This window comes from Brenneria uluponensis (assembly GCF_032395385.1).
Classification (GTDB): Bacteria; Pseudomonadota; Gammaproteobacteria; order Enterobacterales; family Enterobacteriaceae; genus Prodigiosinella; species Prodigiosinella aquatilis.
The window spans coordinates 2,186,025-2,205,214 of the sequence record NZ_CP135917.1 but is presented as its reverse complement, the minus strand read 5'-3'; the positions used below and the strand labels follow the sequence as shown (position 1 = coordinate 2,205,214).

Below are 19,190 nucleotides of genomic sequence, written 5' to 3'. Positions count from 1 at the left end.
TTTATTTATCGTTTTCTGTTAGTTTACTATTTAGAAACAACTAACCGATAATCTGGAGCCGTTGCCATGAAACTGGCCATCTACAGCGCCAAACAATATGACTGTAAATACCTGGAACAGGTTAACCAGCACTTTGGTTACGAACTGGAATTTTTTGATTTCATGCTCAGCCCGCGTACCGCAAAAACCGCTACCGGCAGTGAGGCCGTATGTATTTTTGTCAATGATGACGGTGGACGAGAAGTATTGACGGAATTAGCCGAGTTAGGCGTTAAAACCCTGGCACTACGCTGCGCAGGATTTAACAATGTTGATCTGGCCGCTGCCTCTGAGCTGGGAATAAAAGTGGTTTGTGTCCCGGCCTACTCGCCGGAGGCAGTAGCTGAACATGCTGTTGGTCTGATGCTGTGCCTGAATCGCCGCATTCACCGTGCTTATCAGCGAACCCGCGATGCCAATTTTTCACTGGAAGGGCTGATTGGTTTTAATATGCATCAGCGTACGGCCGGAATTATTGGCACCGGTAAAATTGGCATCGCCACCATGCGTATCCTGAAAGGATTTGGTATGCACCTGTTGGCTGTTGATCCTTATCCAAACCCACAGGCGCTGGAACTGGGTGCTAAATATGTTGACCTGAAAACACTGTATGCCAATGCCGATGTCATTTCTCTGCATTGTCCACTGACACCGGAAAATCATCACCTGCTGAATAAAACGGCATTTTCACAAATGAAAGATGGCGTGATGATTATAAATACCAGCCGTGGCAGGCTCATTGACTCTCAGGCGGCCATCAGCGCGCTGAAACAACGGAAGATTGGCGCATTAGGTATGGATGTTTATGAAAACGAACGCGGTCTGTTTTTTACCGACAAATCAAATGACGTCATTCAGGACGATATTTTCCAGCGTCTTTCCGCCTGTCATAACGTGCTGTTTACCGGTCATCAGGCATTTTTAACTGAAGAAGCACTGACCAGCATTTCACAAACCACATTGCAAAACCTGCAACAAATCAATCGCAATGAAGAGTGCCCTAACCTACTGAACCCCTGAATATCCAACACATTAGCGGCGGTAGCCTTCGTCTATTGCCGAATTCAGCCAGCAGAACACATTCCGCTCATTAATTCCTGCTCATCACAGCGTTTACCGTTAGTCAGCAAACAGGTTCCAATACGGGTACCATTTAATTGCCGTGATATGCCCATTTTCCCACCAGCCAGCGTACAAATGACGGCTACTGACGAGCCATCATTCTGCAAGGAGGCCATATCCTGAGCAGACATCATCGGTGAATTTTCTGAAGCGGTTTCTATGTTTTCATTGCTGCTGCAAGCCACCAAGATCAATGCGGTGCTTGCCAAAAACCATTGTGACAACTTCATTCTTTTTGGTTCCTGAACTGTTTTTCTATTATTCGTAATAATCCTATTTACCACAATTTACAACATGGGGAGAGAGAAACCTCGAGTTACCTCCGGTTTTGAGAGGATGTGCCTTTCAATCATTAACAATAACTGAAGCGATGTATGCGGCAAGCCGTGTCTATTAATCCCGCTCCTTTACATTAAATCCCATCTGAATCATCTAGAATCACACTTATGTCGGCTGGCCAAAAGCTTCGCTAACCGCGTTGACAAAACTTCTGATTTTTACCGTTTGTCGCAACCCGGCGGGTATCAGCATATTCATCGGGCGAACGGGTCCTTCATAATTCGGCAGAACCTGTATCAGACGTCCCACACTGATTTCTTCCCTCAGTACATCTTCAGGACCCAGCGTCACACCATAACCATTGATTGCGGCGTACAGGAGCGCCCGCCAGTCATTTGAGCGAAACCGGCCTTCAGGCCGTACTTCTTCGGTTTTTCCCGCCTTGTAAAACAACCAACGGCAAGGCATGGAAGGAGACCAGATTCCATAGATAAGACACGAATGGTGCACAAGATCAGCAGGCGTTTCTGGCACACCTTTCTGCTCAAGATAATCAGGCGAGGCACAGGCAATCAGTCGATAAGGCCGCAAAGGATAGGCAATCATTGGACTGTCAGTCAGTTCGCCGATACGGATAATAACCTCATACCCCTCCTCAAGCGGATCGACAACTCGGTCGCTCAACGTTAGCTCGACCTGAGTATCGGGATAGTGTTCCAGATAGCGTGTAATGAAAGGTGCAAGAGCGACAGCACCAAAGGTCACGGGTGCATTCACCCGGATCGTGCCGGAAGGTGTAACTTTCATCTCAAGTGCGATGGCGTCGGCGGCATCGGCCTCTGCAAGCACAATCTTGCAGCGTTCATAGTAATTACGACCAATATCAGTCAGGTGCTGGCGGCGAGTGGTACGGCTCAGAAGCGTGGTACCCAATCGCGCCTCAAGCCGAGCCACATGCTTCGCCACCATCTGCGGCGAAATTCGTAAAGCCTCTGCCACTGCGGCGAAGGAGCCAAGCTCTGCCGCTTTGACAAAGACATTCATACTGGTCAGTCGGTCCATAATTCCCTCTTGTATATTGTTTATCTATGTCATTACTTATCATTTATCAACACCAGGTATTTAATTATTCTTTCTCTTCCAGAAGATATTTGAAAGGAAAGAATGATGAAAATCGGTATTATCGGCGCAGGTTTTGTGGGACGGGCGATTGCTGAACTTGCGATCAAGACCGGGCATCATGTAATGCTCAGTAACTCGCGTGGGCCACAGACACTATTCAGTCTTCGCCCGATGATCGGTTGCGAAACAGGCACCGCCAGTGAGGCCACTCTATTCGGTGACATCGTCGTGATTGCCGTGCCCCTTACCGCGATCGGGCAGCTACCGGTCTCAGAACTTTCAGGGAAACAGGTCATTGACGCAGTCAACTACTATCCTGAACGCGATGGTCATATTGCTGAACTAGATAAACAGACGACGACCACAAGTGAACTTCTGTCCAGTCATCTGCCTAGCGCGAAGATCACTAAGGCATTCAATGCCATTCCAATGACCCAGCTTGTAAGTGATGGTTTGCCCGCCGGCAATGCTTTACGCCGGGCACTACCTCTCGCTGGAAATGACATTGATGGTAAAAGGATCGCAGCCGGACTCTACGAGGCGTTCGGTTTTGACACTGTGGATGCAGGGGCACTGTCTGAAGGCTGGAGATTTGAGCGAGGGATGCCCTCCTACTGCGTACGTATGACGAAGGATGAACTGACAATCTCACTTGACGAAGCTCGCCGCCTGGATCCCACTGTCGTTTAATCCAACTGACAGGCTTTGCCAATAAATCTGATCGTCTGCACATAGCAAACGCCAGTCTGCGCTGAATTGCCCAGACTGGCGTTCACATAAATAAACACACCGGCAGGTATCCGCACGATGTCCCGTCTTACTCCCGCGATTGAAGCATTAAAAGCGTAAAGGAACTCACAGGGAAAAAACCTCGGAGAAAAATCATCTACCCTCATCGGGAGTACCGGCTCACTGAAACTCAGCGGTTACGCTTTGTATTTCAGCCACGAAAACAAAAAGGTGAGCAAAAAGCGAGTTATTCGCGTTCTTCAACCGGTGAATTATGGAACGCCGCCGTAAAACGATCTGGCATTCGTCGCTGCAATCCGTACCATACACATCATACTGATGCATGTTGACTACTGTCAGCGGGTGCCAATCCTTTTTAGCAGATTAAAAAATGACAGAGAACCCAATAGTTAAACCAAATCAACAATACAATCTGAACAAACTTCAAAAACGCCTGCGCCGTAACGTGGGACAAGCTATTGCCGATTTCAATATGGTTGAAGACGGCGATCGCATTATGGTCTGCCTGTCCGGCGGCAAAGACAGTTACACCATGCTGGAAATTCTGCGTAATCTGCAACGCAGTGCGCCCGTCACGTTTTCGCTGGTGGCGGTTAATCTGGACCAGAAACAGCCGGGGTTTCCTGAACATATACTGCCACAGTATCTGGACAGCCTGGGTATCGAGTACCATATCGTGGAAGAAAATACCTATGGCATCGTGAAAGAAAAAATTCCAGAAGGGAAAACCACCTGTTCGCTGTGCTCGCGTCTGCGTCGTGGCATTCTGTACCGTACCGCCACTGAGTTAGGCGCCACCAAAATCGCCCTGGGTCATCATCGTGATGACATTCTGCAAACGCTGTTTCTGAATATGTTCTACGGTGGCAAGTTAAAGGGCATGCCGCCCAAACTGATGAGCGACGATGGCAAGCATGTGGTGATTCGCCCATTGGCTTATTGTCGCGAAAAAGATATCGAACGTTTTGCTGATGCCAGGCAGTTCCCGATTATTCCGTGCAACTTGTGCGGTTCTCAACCTAACTTGCAACGTCAGGTCATCAAGGACATGCTGCGTGACTGGGATAAACGCTACCCAGGCCGGATAGAAACCATGTTCAGTGCCATGCAGAACGCAGTGCCATCCCATCTGTGTGATACCGCTCTGTTTGATTTTAAATCCATTACTCACGATAGCGAGGTGGTAAATGGCGGTGATCTGGCGTTCGATCGTGAAATATTACCGCTGCAACCGTCAGGCTGGCGACCAGATGATGATGACGATGTCACTGACTCACCGGAAAGACTGGACGTGCTGGAAATCAAATAATCCAAGCGCTAATCGTTTAACCAGGTAATGGAGGGGGCGCCCGCAGAGGAGTTACGCCTCAAACCAAGACATTTTTTATCCTTACTACCGGCGAAAAAAATGCCGACATAAAGTCGGCATGGTGTGAATCAATTGTGCTATGCAGTAATTCAAAAAAAGGAAGTAAGACAATATGGAGCGCAACGCCCATCGCTTGACGTTGCATTCACCTGCGGGGGTGATAGTGCCGTACCAATGGGTAAAAAATGTTGATATAGCTCAATATTGCCGTGATTTTCTGTCTACTGCTCATAGAGTGTGATTATTTGCGCAATAAGAATCATTGTTTTTTCATAACCATTTACTGCGTTTTAACCACCAGGTAACACCAAATACCAACATGACCAACATCAGGCAAAACGCGGCGAATCCCCAATGATTCCCGGCCCCGGGAATGCCACCCAGATTAACGCCAAATAACCCCGTAAGAAATGTAGACGGCAAAAACACCATCGCCAGCAGGGACATGGTGTAAGTTCTGCGATTTAAAGCATCGGTCATAAGTGCGGTTATTTCATCAGCGATAACAGCGGTCCGCGCAATACTGGCATCCAGATCATCCAGTCCCCGCCCCAGCCGGGACGCAATCTCTCTCATCCGATGACGGTCGTCATCCTGAATCCAGGGAAGATGCTCACTGGACAAACGGGAAAAAATATCACGTTGCGGCGTCATATAGCGGCGCATCACAATCAGTTGCTTACGGATAAGAGCCAGTTGGCCGCGTGGCGGAATATTCTCATCCAAAAGGCTATCTTCAAGATTGATAATCCGCTCATGCAGATCATCAATAAATTCACTGGTGTCGTCAGTCAACGCCTCCGCAATAGAGACCAACCAGCTGCCACTATCAGTAGGGCCATTACCATTCTTAAGATCGTCCACAACCTCATCAATCGCCGCGACCTTACGTCGCCGGGTAGAGACGATCAACTGGTCGGTAATAAAAACCCGGATAGCCACCAGTTGATCCGGTCTGGCATTGGCGTTGTAGTTAATGCTCCGCAGCGTGATCATGATCCCCTCACCCAGTCGACTCACCCGGGGACGGGCACTTTCTCCCGCCAGAGCACTACGTATACTGTCAGGCAGTAACGTCGTTTCACTCAGCCATCGGATGCTGTCAGGTTGGGTAGAATCCAGGTGCAGCCAGCAGGGTTTGGTGCTGCTAAGCGTGCCATGCTCGCCAATCGGCATAACGCCGCCGTCACCATCCAGTTGGTAAGCATGAACGGCCCCTGTTTGCTGTAATGATTTTCCTTCAATGGCTACCACACGTTACCTCCGGTATTATAAACCCAACCCACCCTGATGGACGCCCCCGTACTGACATTCGGAAGTGAGTGGCTAATGTTTGAGAATATAGAGTGTTTGACTGTATGCCACATCTTCCGGATTGGTAATCGGGTACCCTTTTACCCACGGTTTGATCAACCGTCCGTTGGTATATTGATAGATCGGTGCAATCGGGGACTGGTCCGCCAGTATCTGTTCGGCTTTGTTGTAGTCGTCATTCAGCATCTTGGCATCGGTCTGTCCCGCGGCGTCTTCAAGCACCCGGTCATAATCCGCATTTTTGAAACGAGCGATATTACCGCTGTGATTCGACGTTAACAGAGACAAGAATGTTGAAGGTTCATTATAATCCCCGACCCAAGACGCCCGTACTACATCAAAATTTCCTGTATTACGACTATCGATGTAAGTCTGCCACTCCTGATTAACCAACCTCACACTCACACCCAGTTTCTTTTTCCACATTGAGGCAATGGCGATAGCAATCTTCTTATGCACTTCCTGTGTGTTGTACAGTAACGACAGCTTCAATGGTTTTCCGGGACCATAACCGGCAATCGCCATCAGTGCCTTGGCCTGAGCATCCAGCTCTTCTTGTGAATATTGCTGCAATTCCACGGGCGCAGGCTTGAACCCTGCCGTCACATCCGGCGTAAAGTGATAAGCAGGTTTTTCTCCGGTTCCCAAAACCTTTTCCGCAATAACCTGCCGGTCAATAGCATACGACAGCGCTTTGCGTACCCGCGGATCATTCGTCGGAGCGCGCTGGGTATTGAAGGCGTAATAATACGTTCCCAGTTGATCCGGCGTAAAAACCTGACCTGGTAACTCTTTCATCAGCTTTCGGTACATGTTCTTGGGGAACGACTCCGTGATATCGATATCTCCAGCCAGATAGCGTTTAGTCGCGCTCGATTCACTATTAATCGGTACGAAAGTAACTTTGGTCAGACAGGTATGGGCATGATCCCAATAGTCATCATTCGGCACCAGCACCAGCTTTTCATTCACCACCCTGTCTTGCAGTTTAAACGCACCATTGCCCACTAAATTACCGGGATTGGTCCAGTCGTTACCGTATTTCTCCAACGTGGCCTGATGTACCGGATAAAGACTGAAGTTAGCTACCAGGCTGACAAAATAGGGTACGGGTTTATTCAGTTGTACTTTGAGAGTGTGGTCATCCATTGCGATCACGCCCAGTTTCTCGGCCGGTAGTTTACCCGCCAGAATCTCATCGGCATTGAGAATGCCAGCCAAACGGGCAAACCAACCAAATGGTGAAGCATTTTTCGGTGTAACCAGACGGCGCCAACTGTACACAAAGTCGTTGGCCGTTACCGGATCACCATTGGACCAACGGGCATTGTCACGCAATGTAAAAATAAACGTACGGTTATCGTTGGTTTGCCAACGTAGCGCCACGCCGGGGATCAGATTGCCATACGCATCCTGATTGACCAGGCCTTCATACAGGTCACGAATAACCTGCGCTTCCGGCAATCCCACTGCTTTTATCGGATCCAGTGAGGCGGGTTCGTCCTTGATATGACGAACAATTTCCTGCTTTTCAGCCAGTATGGTTCCCGGAGGCACTTGTGCGGCACTGACGCTGCTCATTAACGCGGTAAATAACCCGCCACACAGGATGGAATAACGAAATAACATGATGAATTGACCTTACCTGATAACCACCCTGTTCGAATATCAGCAACAGGGGAACATGAACCATTGTTATGCCTAGAGACGCTTTCTGGCAGCATTTCCCGCGCTGAAAAACCATAGCTCTGGCGTTCTTTTTGGATAAAAGCGAACTTCATAACTGTCTTGTAGCGGTTTGAGTTTCCAGCTTGGGCGGACATTTTTCTTCGGTGCTAAAAAACGTTTCCACCCCAGCTTACGTTCCGCCTGCCGATCCAGCATCCAGGCGACGGAAGCCGATAAGGGCAAACGAACATAGACGTCCTCGACACTGATATCACAAATACACATATTTCACCTTACCGCATAAAAAATGGTTACTATCTCGTGAGTTATAATAGTCAAAAATCCGCTTTTACATCCAGCCATTATGACTATATTACGGGTGTTATTCCCGGCGGCATCACAGAAGTATTATTTGCTATGATGAACCTGACAATGATGACGCAGGAATACAGCAATGACGCAACATGCATTACCCTATCGAGACAGGCAATCACGTGGCTTTTTCTCCACATCCAGTGAGCCTTATGGTCACTCAAGACTGGGCGCACCACTTCTTTATTTCCCTGCTGAAATTCAGCATAGCGGTAGCGGGCTGATCATTGCAGGCACCCACGGAGATGAAACCGCTTCTACCATCGCGCTGTCCTGCGCCATGCGCAGCCTGGCACCAGGCCACCGTCATCATCATGTCATTCTGGCGGTAAACCCGGATGGCTGTCAGCTTGGGATACGTTCCAATGCCAACGGCGTCGATATCAACCGCAACTTTCCGGCCAGTAACTGGCAACCAGGTGAAACCGTTTATCGCTGGAGTGACGCCACTAAGGCGCGGGATGTCACGCTATCGACCGGTGATGCGCCAGGGTCCGAACCGGAAACCCAGGCATTGTGCCAGTTAATTGATCGACTCTCCCCTCCGTGGGTCGTGTCATTTCATGAACCATTGGCCTGTATTGATGATCCACAATGTTCTGTACTAGGCACATGGATGGCTTACCATTTCTCCTTACCGCAGGTAGACAATGTAGGGTATGGCACACCGGGCTCGTTTGGCAGTTGGTGTGCCGACAGAGCGCTGCTATGTATTACTGCCGAGCTGCCCGTCATTGCCGCAGACACGGCGAATGAGCGTTATCTTGACCCGATGGTTAACCTGTTGGGGCATAATTTTTTATATCAAATTTGAGGGTATTGCCCTACACTGAACAACATGTTAACCACATGTAACTAAGGACGCAGACATGTCACAGACCATACATTTTCAAGGCAATCCAGTACCCGTAGCCGGGGTCTTTCCCAAAGTGGGTAGCAAAGCCGGCGCGTTCTCATTGGTTGCCAAAGATCTCTCTGACGTTGCTCTCAGCCAGTACGCAGGCAAACGTAAAATTCTGAACATATTCCCCAGCATCGATACTGGCGTTTGCGCGACATCCGTGCGGAAATTCAACCAATTGGGCTCCGAGCTGGAAAACACCGTTGTGTTGTGTATTTCTGCTGATCTGCCATTCGCCCAGTCACGCTTTTGTGGTTCAGAAGGGCTGAATAACGTAGTGGTGCTTTCTACATTGCGTGGCGCTGAATTCAAAGAAAACTATGGTGTCGCCATTGTTGATGGTCCATTGAAAGGCCTGACTGCTCGTGCGGTTGTGGTACTGGATGAAAACGATATCGTATTGCACAGCGAGTTGGTGAACGAAATCACCACCGAACCGAATTATGATGCCGCACTGGCAGTACTGAAATAATCCCCGTCATCGGCGTTCATCATGCCAGTCAGCATTTTACTGACTGGCATTTTTTCATTATCAATTAATTGTTTTTCTGAATGTCCACCGCCACACAAGATGTAATAGTGACCTGTTGCGGCTCGTGGTTTTCCTTACGCAACACCAGGCCTGTACGCAGTACTAATATCAGCATCAATCCCCATTCAGCACATAACGTAACGATCAGCGCGGTCAAAAATCGTCCTTGTGTAAAATGCAGCGTCTGAACCAACACCGTTCCCAGTAAAATAGGCCCCAACCCCAACGATGCTTGTTGCACCGTGGAAAGCAGTGCGCTACCAGAACCCGCATGCACCATAGGGACATCAGACAGCCCGATACGGAAAAAGCTGCTGACAATAAATGCCTGGCCGAACCCAATTACCGACGTTGCGGGTAATAAATACACCCCTTCCGACACGGGCCACACCCATACCAGCGTTGCTATCAATAGCAACAATCCGATCATCTGGATGGTGCACCCAATCAACAGAGCACGCGTTTTGCCAACCCGTCCCGTTATTCGACTGCTGAATAGTGAAGCAATAAAATAAGCCAACCCCAGACCAATAAAACTGTTCCCTGATTGTAACGGCGTAAACCCCGCACCAGATTGCAATGTGTAAGCCACGGCGAACATGAATCCGCTCCAACTGGAAAAAAACAGCACGGCAATCACTAATCCCAACCGGACGCTGGGTAGACGCAATAAAGCTGGGGGCAATAACGGTGCTCGCTGTTGTCGTTCCTGGTAACGTTCAATCCACAACAGCAGAGGGAATAGCACCAGCGTGGCAGCCAGCGCCGCCAGACACTGCCACGGCCAGTGCCATATCGGGCCAAGTGCCAGTGGAAACAATAGACAGATAATCGCCAGCGACAATGCCACAATGCCAAGAAGATCGAGCGCCACCTTTTTCTCACCACGGGTATCCGGTACCCATCGCGGAGCACAGGTCAACACCAATAGACAAAAAGGCAGGTTAATAAGGAATACACTACGCCAGCCGTAACCACCGATATCCAGTTGAATCAGTAACCCACCCAATACTTGTCCGACAATAAACGCCAACCCGCCAATGGCACTGTACAAACCGATGGCATGCGCATGCTCTCTACCACGCAGACAGACATGCAGCGTGGCGAGAATCTGCGGCACAATCAACGCCGCACCCACACCTTGCAATGCCCGAGCCACCAGTAACAACCATACCGTTTGCGCAATACCACACAGCAGAGAGGCCAGCCCAAATAAAAAGACCCCCATCATAAAGACCTGGCGACGGCCATAGTTATCGCCCAGCCGCCCTCCCATCGCCAGAGAAACGGCAAAAGCTACGCCATAAACAGAAACCACCAGCTCCAGCTCAGCAGGACTGGCCGACAGGGAATGGGCAATAGACTCCAGTGCCACGTTGACTATCGAAAAATCAATCATCGGCAGCAGTTGTCCGGTTAATAAAATCACCAGACCGATACTGCTTAACCCCAGGGTGGATGAAGCATGTTTCATAATTGTACCCATTGCGTTAAGAACCAACCGGAGCTAGCATCACCTGTAAATTAAACGGGTACCAGTTCTTGATTATCCTGGTATAAACACTACCTGTCAGAATAGAAGAAGACGCGTAATGGCGATAATGAATGTTAATCCGCAGTCAGAAGCTAAAGCTCCGCCAACCATACAGAACAACCGTAAAGTATTGGGTACGTTTCTGCGTTCGCGCCGTGAAAGTCTCGACCCACGGCGTCTGGGATTAGCTGTGCCCCGCAAGCGACGAACTCCCGGATTGAGACGAGAGGATGTGGCGCTATTGGCCGATGTTGGCATTACCTGGTACACCTGGCTAGAGCAAGGGCGACCTATTCGTACTTCAGTCAAAACGCTAACGGCTATCGCCGATGCATTGCAGTTCAATGAGGTGGAAACCCGGCATCTGTTTATGCTGGCAGGTTTACCATTCTCACCATCAGTGCAGGCAAGCTGCGAAAAAATTAGTGCTGCCAGTCAGCGGATCCTTGACCAACTCAACCCCTTTCCCGCCGTTATTGTCAATGCCCGTTTTACTATTCTTGGATTTAACCAGTCTTGGTGCCGTCTGTTAAATATCGATCTGCGCCAGATTCCACCAGAAGATCGCAACTGCATCTACCTGGCGTTAACCCATCAGGGCTGGCGAGAGCACCTGGTCGATCTTCATGAATTTCTGCCCAATATTGTGGCTATGTTTCGCGCACAGATGGCGGAACATGCTGGCGACCGGCGATGGGAATCACAATTGCAGCGCTATCTTGCCGTATCAGAGGAATTTCGTCAGTTATGGCAGCAACACTACGAAATTCAGGGCGTTGATGATCGAGTAAAACGTTTTTACCACCCGAATCTCGGCATCATTTCACTGCGACAGATCAACTGGTGGACAGCATCACGTAATGGCGACCGCATGCTGGTCTATATGCCTGCGGAAGAACAAGATCAGCTATTACTGGATACTCTCGCCACGTTTCCGGCGCCAAATGAATCCAAATGACCGATACGCATTCAGGTGAGTTTATGTTCCCTTTACTGACATCCAGACTAGTGATTCGCCCCTTCGCCAATGATGATATTCCCCAGTTTGTCGAGGCGGTGTTGGAGTCTGTCAACACTGTCGGGCGCTGGCTACCCTGGTGTACATCCACTTACAGCACTACAGAAGCCACAGACTGGTTCGCCTTCTGTGACCAGTGCAGGCAGGCACATACCGCGGTTGATCTTGGTATTTTTGACCGGACATCCGAAAGATTTTTAGGTGGTATCTCTATTAATGAAATTCAGCCGATTCGCCAAATGGGCAATATTGGTTACTGGGTACGGCAATCCATGCAAGGAAAAGGTATCGCACTTGAAGCCGTTAACTCAATAGCCGTATACGGATTCAGTCAGCTAAAACTAACCAGGCTGGAAATTGTGGCGGGCGAAGAAAACGGGGCCAGTCGCCGGGTGGCAGAGAAAGCGGGAGCGCACTATGAAGGTATCGCCAGAAACCGGATCATCATCCGGCAGCAGCCGATCGATGCTGCCCTATATTCACTGGTTCCCGCAAATAGCCTTCATGCCCGTTAAAGAGGCACAGTGCTTACTCGTCTTCTTCCTCACTGACTTTACGATTGCTAAGCCCGTACTCCCGCAGTTTATTGGCTATCGCCGTATGAGAAACGCCAAGCCGTTTCGCCAGCTTGCGAGTACTGGGATAGGTCTGGTAGAGACGAGTCAGTACCGAGCGTTCGAAACGTTTACTGATATCGTCTAGCGACCCCTCCAGTGGTTCATCACTCTGTGGCAACTCAGCCACGAAAGCGGGCAGATCGATATCCTGCAAACGCAATTCATTGCCATTCAGTTGAGCGAGTGCGCGATAGATGGTGTTTTTCAACTGACGCACATTGCCGGGCCAGCCATATTGCGGCAGCAGATTACGCAGTTCCGGCACCAATTTTGGTCTTGGTATGCCTTGCTCATCAGCAAAACGTGCCACAAACAGTTCGGTCAATGGCATGATATCCGCCGGGCGATCACGCAACGGCGGCAACGTCAGCGTCAACACATTGAGGCGGTAATAGAGATCTTCACGAAACTGACCGTGCTGTACCAGTTCCAGCAGATTTTTCTGAGTGGCGCAAATAACCCGCACGTCCACATGAACTTCATGCTCTTCCCCTACCCGACGGAACGTACCATCATTGAGAAAACGCAGCAGTTTAGTCTGCATCTGAGGTGACATTTCTCCCACCTCATCCAGCAATACCGACCCCCCATTAGCCTGTTCAAAAAATCCCTTTTTACCTTCCAGTGCATTGGGATAAGCGCCCGGCGCATAACCGTAAAGTTCACTTTCCATGACGTCATCCGGCAAAGCAGCGCAATTCAGTGCCAGGAACGGTTCTTTTCCACGGGTACTGCGCAGATGGCACGCCCGCGCCAGCATATCTTTACCTGTGCCCGTTTCACCCACTATCAACAGCGGCGCATCCAGCATCGCCAATTTTCTGGCCTGATCGATCACCTGCCGCATCTTAGGGCTGATAGCGACCAGATGATCAAATTCGCTGTCATCATTAATGCCGATCGCCTGCAACTGGCGTCCCATACGCGCCGCAGATTTCAACATTATCAGCGCACCGACAATCGTCGGTTTAGCGGTATCGTCGTCCAGATATACCGGTGTTATTTCCAGCAGAAAATCCTGACTCTGGATCACCACTCGCTCGGTTTCTGGCACACTACCCAGTTCCAGCCAATGGGTAAAATTATATCCGTGGATCAATTGGCCAAGGGTGAGGTTACGGGCCTTCTCCACCGGCAAACCAAACAGCCTCAACGCTGCCGCATTGATCAATTCCACTTTCCCTCTCAGGTCGAGGGACAACACCGGTTCCGGCATTGATTCCAACAAGGCGTTCAACGCTCGATGCTCACGTTCGGAAGGCATAAAGGCGACGGTCCGGACATCGCTGATACCATCAATACGGCGAATTTCTGCCATCAATCCCCGGAAGTCATCAAAACTCAGGCTCGCGAAGTTGAGATAAATTCGGCCAGCGGGATCAATTTCAATCCCGCGTAAATCAATATGACGGAGTACCAGCAAATCCAACAGTTCGCGGGTTAGACCAATACGGTCTTCACAAAAAACTTCCAGACGCATCAACGACAGCCTTCTTAATCAGGTGCGGCAGAGGATAAAACCTGATGATACCCTTTCACTGTCACAGGATGAAGTAAAGTGTCAGCAAAAGTTGACAGTCACCGAATAATTCAAACACGGCGCAATACCCGCTTCAGCACGGCAAACCGCTATTCCAGTAGCAGCGATTAAATTTACGGGAATGGCGTAGTCACCATGGACACGATCGCTCTTACACCCTCGATATAGTTACCAACGCGCAGATTTTCGTCCTGATTGTTCTGATTGTCGTCTGCATTCAATAACGGCACGAACACATAGCTGCTTTTTAATAGACGAACCGGGCCATTAATTGGCGGTGAAATACCCACCATACGATTTTTTTCCGCTGCAATCCCCCTGGGGGCGGTTATTCCCTTTACCGCCCATATCGCAAACGGGGAATCCATCGGTGTTCTGACCGCGACGGCACTGCCAGGTGAGGCCAGCATCGTCATGGAAATCAGACGAGGATAATGATTCCGCTCCTGTAACGAAGGTGAGTCAGAGCGGATGATATGAAAACCTTTGGATACCACATACGTTTTCAGCAAATCGTAGAGATACTCCGGCGGAGTTTCCGGTACCGTTCGGAGGTTAATACTGGCGGTAGCCGTCGCCGGTATGACCGTCATAGCCCGTCGACCGGTATCCCCGGCATTGAGACCGATAATATCCAACGAAGGGTATTGCAGCGCCTCAATAGGATTGTCCGCAATCTTATCCAACTGATTCACACCATAGCGGTTTTCTATCGTTCCAGGCGATGGAGCAGATTCGGCCATCTGTTTACGATCGCTGTCGCTGATTTTTACCCGATCATAAAAACCAGGGATCGTCACCCGACCATTCGCTTCTTTCATACTGCCCAGCAACGCTGCCAGCTGCATGGCCGGATTAGAGATAATGTTGCCGTAAGCCCCACTGTGCGCACCGACGATAGGACCAAAAGCGGTCATATCCACCTGGATGCTACCCCGATAACCAAAGGTGATCATCGGCTTATCATTATCGGACATGGCACCATTGAAAATGACGATACCGTCGTTTTTAAGCTGCGCCGCATTCTGTGCCACCACTCGAATAAGATGTGGTGATCCCCGTCGTTCTTCTGAGTCCAGCAACACTTTGATGTTTACCGTCGCTGGTGTATTCGATCCTTTCAGTGCATCTATCGCCGCCAGAAATATGCCAATGGTCCCTTTACCATCAGCGGCAGAATGAGCAAAGATACGCCACTCTGGGTCGAGTGTGGACGTGGTTAACAGATGGTTGTCAGGCTGTACCTGCCATCCCCCTTTTCCATCATTAACTTTCAGTATCGGTTTCCAGGGATCGGTTTTCCACTCGGTTGCAGTGATAGGTTGCCCATCGAAGTGCATATAAAACAGGATGGTTTTGCGGTTCGGCTGTGGTTTCCCCCATTCGGCGTAAACCATGGGACGTAAATCATTCTTCAATTGTTGAGTAATGAATCCGCGCTTCTTGAGCGCGTTGATAAGCCATGCGGCATTGTGCTGAATATCGGACGAGGACTCAGTACTATCAGGCAGTGTCAACCAGTCCAGGTATTCGGGGAAACTGCCTTGTGCATAACGTTGAGCATCGGCGGGTGCCAGCACCAGTTGTGCCTGGGCAGATAAAGAGAGCAACACAGAACAGAGTAGTCCGGTAATAACGACTTTTTTACAGTGGTGCATAAGCAAACATCCCGTCAATGGAAGAGAAGCATATACATATCGGTATTTGCATGAAACCCGTACTCGGTATACATGACTATGCTTATCACAACGGTACTGATGAATGCACCAAAACATGAACGTTTTCTTGACTAATAGTAAGAAATTTCAGGAGAAACGCCAGATATCATCCTATCGTGCTGAAACTGTCAGGATGTTTTATGCATGATGGCCTTAACCCGTCCGATAAGCTCACGACGAAAATCACCCAACCGTGGTTTATCATCCAGCCAGGGCAAAGGACGACACAGCTCCATTGCTTTGATGCCTAAACGAGCGGTCAACAGACCGGCGCCAATCCCCTGTGCGGCACGAGCCGACACTCTGGCGGCCAGATCCTGCGACATCCAGTCCATGCCAATTTCTCTCACCAGCTCAGATGCGCCAGCAAAAGCGATGTTCAGCAGAACCAGACGGAACAGTCGTAGGCGGCTGAAATACCCCAGTTCAATGCCATAAAGCGTTGCGATACGGTTAATCAACCGCAGGTTACGCCAGGCAATAAACGCCATATCCACCAGTGCCAGTGGGCTGACAGCAATCATCAATGCTGACTCGGCAGCAGAGCTGCTAATCTCCCGTCGGGCGTGGTTATCCAGCACAGGCTGTACCAACCGGGCATACAGTTCGACAACCTCCCTGTCGTTATGGGTATCATGCAGCGACGCCTGCCAACGTTGCATCGCCGGATGTCCTTGATCCAACCCTGCCTGTCGGGCCAGTTTTTCACAAAATCCCCGTCCGGCGCCAATGCTGTGACTGTGCAACAGATCACGCGCAATATCGCGCTCTTCCGCCCGCAAGCGCAGGCGATAAAGCCGGCGCCACTCTATCACCAGCGAACCAACACCCGCGCCGACGATCAAACTGCCAGCGGCAATACCGCCCAACGCAATCCAGTCTTGTGCCAGCCAGGCGTGATACAGAGATTGCCCTCCCTGCGCCAGCGCACTGATGCCAAACAGCGTGATCCCCGCCATCACCATGCGTCTCCATAGACTACGTTTAGGGTGCAAAACATCATTGATAACCGCTTCCGCCATCCCGTCTTCCGGCAGTTCACTGGCGGGATCCTGTGGGGTAAACCGTTGTGCGTCTTGCTCATCAAAAGTCTGATTCGCACGCAATGTCGGCTGCGGCTCTTCTGGCTCGTTCTGCTCAAAAGTAATGCGCGGCTTCAGCGGTTCATTCATCGCAATTTATCTCCCAATAAAAACTCCATCACCGTATCCAGCCGGATATGCGGCAACGGCGTATCCACACTCATTTCCTGCGGGCGGAATTGATCAAAATGGAACCCCTGCTCACGCCAGAATGTCGCGCCTGGAAGGTGAGCCGGTACGTCGCCAGGATAGAGTGTCAGTAGTTGTCCATCGCTGAGCCGGTGCCCCTTCAAGGCCGGGATTTTCTGTCCCTGATGTTCCACGATGCCACCTTGTGTCGATTGAATGGCAGCGATACCGGCACAATCGATGCTGATACCTTCAAAGGCAGCATTCTGTCTGGCTTCCTGCACCAATTGCTGCAATAGCGACACCAGATTGGTGTGCTGGTCGGCGGTAATATGGTCCGATTTTGTGGCAGCGAACATCAGCTCATCGATGCGGGGGGAAAACAGACGGTGCAACAGCGTACGTTTACCATAATGAAAACTTTGCATCAGTTGCGTCAGGGCAAGACGCATATCGTTGAACGCATTGACACCACTATTCAGTGGTTGCAGGCAATCCACCAGTACTATCTGACGGTCGAAGCGTACAAAGTGGCGTTTATAAAAATCTTTAACAATGGACTGACAATAGTAGTCAAAACGCTGGCGCAGCATGCCGATGTTGGTACGAACATCCGCTTGAGCCAGTCGGGACTCCCCCTGCACATCCAACCGGGGCCAGGGAAAAAATTGCAGTACCGGCGCGCCCGCCAGATCACCAGGTAACACAAACCGCCCGGGCTGAATGAAATGGAAACCTTCCTGCTTACATTTCAGCAGATAATCCGTATAGGCCTGAGCGATAGCCGCCAGTTGGTTTTCATCCGCCGGAGCCAGAGGATCCAGTTTTTCACACAGCGTCAGCCAAGGCTGCGCCCAGGCGATGCGATCCCCTTGCAACAATCCGGTCATCTGCCGTGACCAGTCAAGATAACGCTGTTCCAGCAACGGCAGATCCAACAACCATTCGCCAGGATAATCGACAATTTCCAGATACAGAGTCGACGTGTCTTTAAAATGCCGTAGCAGAGAATCATGAGAGCGATAACGCAGCGCCAGTCGGATCTCACTGACGCCACGGGTCGGTGTCGGCCAAGCGGGCGGAGAACCATACAGTGCGGCGATGCCTTCATCGTAAGCAAATCGCGGGACACCCAGGTCGCGCTGAGGAATGCGTTTTGCCCCCAGTAGCCGCCCTTCCCTGACGGCAGAAAAAAGCGGCAATCTGGCGCCGCTATGTAGATGAAGTAACTGATTGACAAACGCCGTGATAAACGCCGTTTTACCACTGCGGCTCAACCCGGTCACCGCCAATCGTAAATGACGGTCGACACCACGGTTTACCAACGAGCCTAACTCGTTTTGCAGTCGATTAAGAGGATGAGACATGGCACTCCTGTTCCTTGTAACGCTTTCGGACACTCGGTGCGTTATCATTTTACCGCGTTCAACACCAAAAAATACGACACGACGCCCGCTTGCCGAAGCAGCGCGGCATCATGTACCAGTACGGTTACAGCTGACGGAATCGGCTTTGTACCCCGAAAGTATCGGAAGTAATGTAGCGTTCAATATGCCGCAAACGCTGCTCGCTGGCGCGGAGTGTCGCATCGGCATCATCCAGCAATTGACGTGGTGTCTGCGTCGGGGTTTCCCGGTAAAACGATGCAGGGGCCGGATCCAACACCAGGCTCAGAATGATATAGGCCACAGCGGTGATCAGAAATAGCCCAAAAAACACCGATAATATCGCGATAACTCGCACCAACTTCACAGGAACGTCAAAATAGCGGGCCAGACCAGCACAGACCCCCTTGATCATGCCTTCTTCCGGTAGAAGGTAGAGTTTTTTACCTGTCAAGGTACTGTTCATCAGGATTGTCTCCAGCTCGGATGTTCCGCGTCCAGAATCTCTTCCAGCGCCGCAATACGTTCTCGCATACGGTTTGCATCTTCTGTCAATCTGACCAAATGCTGTATGTCATCTTGACTGAGTTGAGCATTGTTTTTGCGCTGGCTGTAATGAAGCCAGAGCCATATCGGTGCCACAAACAGCATAAATATGGTTAGCGGTATCATAGTCAGAAACAAGGCACCCATTTTTTC

At 50.2% G+C, this 19,190-nt stretch carries 19 protein-coding genes and 1 pseudogene; 8 read left to right on the top strand and 12 right to left on the bottom strand.

The features are described 5' to 3' along the window. Positions 1-66: 66 nt before the first annotated feature. Positions 67-1,059: a 2-hydroxyacid dehydrogenase gene (locus RS889_RS10110; protein WP_315710543.1), complete on the top strand. Its 993-nt coding sequence runs from the start codon at positions 67-69 to the stop codon at positions 1,057-1,059. Between the two features lie 44 nt (positions 1,060-1,103). Here the strand turns inward: RS889_RS10110 and RS889_RS10105 are convergent, their stop codons facing one another. Continuing rightward, positions 1,104-1,391: a putative hemolysin gene (locus RS889_RS10105; protein ID WP_315710542.1), complete on the bottom strand. Its 288-nt coding sequence runs from the start codon at positions 1,389-1,391 to the stop codon at positions 1,104-1,106. 214 nt (positions 1,392-1,605) lie between these two features. Continuing rightward, positions 1,606-2,502, bottom strand: coding sequence for a LysR family transcriptional regulator (locus tag RS889_RS10100; protein WP_315710541.1), 897 nt, complete (start codon positions 2,500-2,502; stop codon positions 1,606-1,608). A 105-nt stretch (positions 2,503-2,607) separates the two neighbouring features. Between RS889_RS10100 and RS889_RS10095 the strand changes: the two genes are divergently transcribed. From RS889_RS10095 to ttcA, 3 genes and pseudogenes are all read left to right on the top strand, one after another. Continuing rightward, entirely contained in the window at positions 2,608-3,252 is a 645-nt protein-coding gene (locus RS889_RS10095; RefSeq protein ID WP_315710981.1) for an NADPH-dependent F420 reductase, read from the top strand. Positions 3,253-3,348: 96 nt separating this feature from the next. Then, positions 3,349-3,638 (top strand): annotated as a pseudogene (locus tag RS889_RS10090) (site-specific integrase); the annotation flags it as partial. 44 nt (positions 3,639-3,682) lie between these two features. Next, the gene (gene ttcA, locus RS889_RS10085) at positions 3,683-4,621 is read left to right on the top strand and encodes a tRNA 2-thiocytidine(32) synthetase TtcA (protein ID WP_315710540.1); all 939 of its coding nucleotides are present in this window, start codon (positions 3,683-3,685) and stop codon (positions 4,619-4,621) included. A gap of 330 nt (positions 4,622-4,951) precedes the next feature. Here the strand turns inward: ttcA and zntB are convergent, their stop codons facing one another. The 3 genes from zntB to RS889_RS10070 form a co-directional block, all read right to left on the bottom strand. After that, positions 4,952-5,935 carry a zinc transporter ZntB gene (zntB, locus tag RS889_RS10080; protein ID WP_315710538.1) on the bottom strand — a complete coding sequence of 328 codons (984 nt, stop codon included), beginning with the start codon at positions 5,933-5,935 and terminating at the stop codon, positions 4,952-4,954. Positions 5,936-6,007: 72 nt separating this feature from the next. After that, positions 6,008-7,624, bottom strand: a complete 1,617-nt coding sequence (locus tag RS889_RS10075; protein WP_425475122.1) for a peptide ABC transporter substrate-binding protein — start codon at positions 7,622-7,624, stop codon at positions 6,008-6,010. A 72-nt stretch (positions 7,625-7,696) separates the two neighbouring features. Further along, the gene (locus RS889_RS10070; RefSeq protein WP_315710537.1) at positions 7,697-7,948 is read right to left on the bottom strand and encodes a hypothetical protein; all 252 of its coding nucleotides are present in this window, start codon (positions 7,946-7,948) and stop codon (positions 7,697-7,699) included. 169 nt (positions 7,949-8,117) lie between these two features. On the opposite strand from RS889_RS10070, the gene mpaA reads away from it, so the two are divergent. Together mpaA and tpx are read left to right on the top strand one after the other, a co-directional pair. Continuing rightward, on the top strand, positions 8,118-8,849 hold the full coding sequence (gene mpaA / locus RS889_RS10065; protein WP_021016239.1) for a murein tripeptide amidase MpaA: 732 nt from the start codon (positions 8,118-8,120) through the stop codon (positions 8,847-8,849). A gap of 55 nt (positions 8,850-8,904) precedes the next feature. Beyond that, entirely contained in the window at positions 8,905-9,408 is a 504-nt protein-coding gene (gene tpx / locus RS889_RS10060) for a thiol peroxidase (protein ID WP_021016240.1), read from the top strand. Positions 9,409-9,472: 64 nt separating this feature from the next. On the opposite strand, the gene RS889_RS10055 is transcribed toward tpx, so the two are convergent. Continuing rightward, positions 9,473-10,942 carry an MFS transporter gene (locus tag RS889_RS10055; RefSeq protein WP_084297640.1) on the bottom strand — a complete coding sequence of 490 codons (1,470 nt, stop codon included), beginning with the start codon at positions 10,940-10,942 and terminating at the stop codon, positions 9,473-9,475. Between the two features lie 118 nt (positions 10,943-11,060). On the opposite strand from RS889_RS10055, the gene RS889_RS10050 reads away from it, so the two are divergent. Continuing rightward, positions 11,061-11,960 (top strand): helix-turn-helix transcriptional regulator, encoded by a 900-nt coding sequence (locus RS889_RS10050; RefSeq protein ID WP_021016242.1) that lies wholly within the window; start codon positions 11,061-11,063, stop codon positions 11,958-11,960. Continuing rightward, entirely contained in the window at positions 11,957-12,535 is a 579-nt protein-coding gene (locus RS889_RS10045) for a GNAT family N-acetyltransferase (RefSeq protein WP_315710533.1), read from the top strand. Before RS889_RS10050 ends, RS889_RS10045 begins: the two co-directional genes overlap by 4 nt. Positions 12,536-12,548: 13 nt before the next feature. Here RS889_RS10045 and tyrR read toward each other — a convergent pair whose 3' ends face one another. The 6 genes from tyrR to pspB all read right to left on the bottom strand — a co-directional run bounded on the left by tyrR (position 12,549) and on the right by pspB (position 19,184). Then, positions 12,549-14,117 (bottom strand): transcriptional regulator TyrR, encoded by a 1,569-nt coding sequence (gene tyrR, locus RS889_RS10040; RefSeq protein ID WP_315710532.1) that lies wholly within the window; start codon positions 14,115-14,117, stop codon positions 12,549-12,551. 173 nt (positions 14,118-14,290) lie between these two features. Then, positions 14,291-15,835: a peptidase dimerization domain-containing protein gene (locus RS889_RS10035; protein WP_315710531.1), complete on the bottom strand. Its 1,545-nt coding sequence runs from the start codon at positions 15,833-15,835 to the stop codon at positions 14,291-14,293. Between the two features lie 188 nt (positions 15,836-16,023). Continuing rightward, a complete protein-coding gene (locus tag RS889_RS10030; protein ID WP_315710530.1) occupies positions 16,024-17,067 on the bottom strand; it encodes a TIGR01620 family protein in 1,044 nt (347 codons plus the stop codon). Then, the gene (locus RS889_RS10025) at positions 17,064-18,473 is read right to left on the bottom strand and encodes a YcjX family GTP-binding protein (RefSeq protein WP_315710529.1); all 1,410 of its coding nucleotides are present in this window, start codon (positions 18,471-18,473) and stop codon (positions 17,064-17,066) included. The genes RS889_RS10030 and RS889_RS10025 overlap by 4 nt, the downstream gene beginning before the upstream one ends. A 124-nt stretch (positions 18,474-18,597) precedes the next feature. Beyond that, positions 18,598-18,957, bottom strand: coding sequence for an envelope stress response membrane protein PspC (gene pspC, locus RS889_RS10020; RefSeq protein ID WP_315710527.1), 360 nt, complete (start codon positions 18,955-18,957; stop codon positions 18,598-18,600). Continuing rightward, positions 18,957-19,184, bottom strand: coding sequence for an envelope stress response membrane protein PspB (gene pspB, locus RS889_RS10015; protein ID WP_021016249.1), 228 nt, complete (start codon positions 19,182-19,184; stop codon positions 18,957-18,959). Before pspB ends, pspC begins: the two co-directional genes overlap by 1 nt. Between the last annotated feature and the right edge of the window lie 6 nt (positions 19,185-19,190).

Coding starts and splice junctions, on each gene's coding strand:
- tpx (WP_021016240.1), top strand. CDS start 8,905: ATGTCACAGACCATACATTTTCAAGGCAATCCAGTACCCGTAGCCGGG.
- RS889_RS10110 (WP_315710543.1), top strand. CDS start 67: ATGAAACTGGCCATCTACAGCGCCAAACAATATGACTGTAAATACCTG.
- tyrR (WP_315710532.1), bottom strand. CDS start 14,117: ATGCGTCTGGAAGTTTTTTGTGAAGACCGTATTGGTCTAACCCGCGAA.
- RS889_RS10025 (WP_315710529.1), bottom strand. CDS start 18,473: ATGTCTCATCCTCTTAATCGACTGCAAAACGAGTTAGGCTCGTTGGTA.
- RS889_RS10035 (WP_315710531.1), bottom strand. CDS start 15,835: ATGCACCACTGTAAAAAAGTCGTTATTACCGGACTACTCTGTTCTGTG.
- RS889_RS10030 (WP_315710530.1), bottom strand. CDS start 17,067: ATGAATGAACCGCTGAAGCCGCGCATTACTTTTGAGCAGAACGAGCCA.
- ttcA (WP_315710540.1), top strand. CDS start 3,683: ATGACAGAGAACCCAATAGTTAAACCAAATCAACAATACAATCTGAAC.
- mpaA (WP_021016239.1), top strand. CDS start 8,118: ATGACGCAACATGCATTACCCTATCGAGACAGGCAATCACGTGGCTTT.
- RS889_RS10045 (WP_315710533.1), top strand. CDS start 11,957: ATGACCGATACGCATTCAGGTGAGTTTATGTTCCCTTTACTGACATCC.
- RS889_RS10050 (WP_021016242.1), top strand. CDS start 11,061: ATGGCGATAATGAATGTTAATCCGCAGTCAGAAGCTAAAGCTCCGCCA.
- RS889_RS10075 (WP_425475122.1), bottom strand. CDS start 7,624: ATGTTATTTCGTTATTCCATCCTGTGTGGCGGGTTATTTACCGCGTTA.
- RS889_RS10070 (WP_315710537.1), bottom strand. CDS start 7,948: ATGTGTATTTGTGATATCAGTGTCGAGGACGTCTATGTTCGTTTGCCC.
- RS889_RS10055 (WP_084297640.1), bottom strand. CDS start 10,942: ATGAAACATGCTTCATCCACCCTGGGGTTAAGCAGTATCGGTCTGGTG.
- pspB (WP_021016249.1), bottom strand. CDS start 19,184: ATGGGTGCCTTGTTTCTGACTATGATACCGCTAACCATATTTATGCTG.
- RS889_RS10100 (WP_315710541.1), bottom strand. CDS start 2,502: ATGGACCGACTGACCAGTATGAATGTCTTTGTCAAAGCGGCAGAGCTT.
- RS889_RS10095 (WP_315710981.1), top strand. CDS start 2,608: ATGAAAATCGGTATTATCGGCGCAGGTTTTGTGGGACGGGCGATTGCT.
- RS889_RS10105 (WP_315710542.1), bottom strand. CDS start 1,391: ATGAAGTTGTCACAATGGTTTTTGGCAAGCACCGCATTGATCTTGGTG.
- pspC (WP_315710527.1), bottom strand. CDS start 18,957: ATGAACAGTACCTTGACAGGTAAAAAACTCTACCTTCTACCGGAAGAA.